This window comes from Acinetobacter sp. 228 (genome assembly GCF_048147885.1).
In genome coordinates this window covers 1-1,604 of sequence record NZ_JAYWYV010000184.1, presented here as the reverse complement: position 1 = coordinate 1,604, position 1,604 = coordinate 1, and the positions used below count along the sequence as shown (strand labels likewise).

1 protein-coding gene and 1 pseudogene are annotated in these 1,604 nt (G+C 42.6%); one reads left to right on the top strand and one right to left on the bottom strand.

Annotated elements, in window-relative coordinates:
* A partial coding sequence (locus VXQ92_RS17170) for an NADP-dependent isocitrate dehydrogenase (protein ID WP_416682633.1) occupies window positions 1–1,367 on the top strand: 1,367 nt, incomplete at its 5' end.
* Window positions 1,368–1,484: 117 nt separating this feature from the next.
* Here the strand turns inward: VXQ92_RS17170 and VXQ92_RS17165 are convergent.
* Window positions 1,485–1,604 (bottom strand): annotated as a pseudogene (locus VXQ92_RS17165) (pseudouridine synthase); the annotation flags it as partial.

Genomic DNA, 1,604 nt, shown 5'->3' with positions numbered 1-1,604 from the left:
TAGGTATTAACGTAAATAACGGTATGGCTGGGTTATACGAGAAAATCGAAACTCTTCCAACCTCATTACGTGAAGAAATTATTGAAGATTTACATGCTTGCCAAGAACACCGTCCTGCACTTGCGATGGTTGACTCAGCAAAAGGCATCACTAACTTCCATTCACCTAACGACATCATCGTAGATGCTTCTATGCCTGCAATGATCCGTGCTGGTGGTAAACTGTGGGGTGCTGATGGTAAGCAATACGATGCTAAAGCAGTAATGCCAGAATCAACATTTGCCCGTATTTATCAAGAAATGATCAATTTCTGTAAATGGCATGGTAACTTTGATCCAAAAACAATGGGTACAGTACCAAACGTTGGTTTGATGGCTCAAAAAGCTGAAGAATACGGTTCTCACGACAAGACTTTTGAAATTCCTGAAGCAGGTATTGCAAACATTACTGATCTTGACACTGGTGAAGTGTTATTGACTCAAAATGTTGAAGAAGGCGATATCTGGCGTATGTGTCAGGTGAAAGACGCTCCGATTCGTGACTGGGTAAAACTTGCAGTAACTCGTGCACGTAACTCAGGCATGCCTGCGATCTTCTGGCTTGACCCATATCGTCCACACGAAAATGAATTGATCAAGAAAGTACAGAAGTACTTAAAAGATCACGATACGACTGGTCTCGATATCCAGATCATGTCTCAAGTACGTGCAATGCGTTACACACTTGAGCGTGTAGTTCGTGGCCTCGATACAATTTCTGTAACCGGTAACATCTTACGCGACTACTTAACTGACTTGTTCCCAATTATGGAACTTGGTACTTCTGCGAAAATGTTGTCTATCGTTCCGCTTATGGCGGGTGGTGGCATGTACGAAACTGGTGCGGGTGGTTCAGCACCTAAACACGTACAACAACTTGTTGAAGAAAACCACTTACGTTGGGATTCGCTTGGTGAGTTCCTTGCGCTTGCAGTTTCTCTAGAAGAAATGGGTATTAAAGAAAATAATGCTCGTGCGAAGTTACTTGCGAAGACACTTGATGAAGCGACTGGTAAATTGCTTGACAATGATAAGTCTCCATCACGTCGTACAGGCGAACTTGACAACCGTGGCAGTCACTTCTACTTGTCACTTTACTGGGCAGAAGCACTTGCTGCACAGAACGAAGATGCTGAGTTGAAAGCTAAATTTGCTCCACTTGCAAAAGCATTAGCTGAAAACGAACAGAAGATCGTTGCTGAGCTTGCTCAAGTACAAGGTAAACCAGCTGATATCGGTGGTTACTATGCAGTTGACCCAGCGAAAGTAAGCGCTGTAATGCGTCCAAGTGCTACATTCAATGCAGCGCTTTCAACTGTTCAGGCTTAATTACTAATTCGTTAGTACATAGCTAAAAGCCGGTGCTTATGCACCGGCGTTTTATTTTTATAAAATAAAAGTCATTAAAAAAAGCCCACTAACGTGAGCTTTAAAACTTAAATATTTTTATCGGCTATTGCGGCTACGACCACGTGGTGCTTTGGTATTTGGACGCGTTGTACCGTTAGTCTTACGACGCGGTTTTTCACTTTCATCCATTTGCCAAATACGCTTTGTACCAGATTT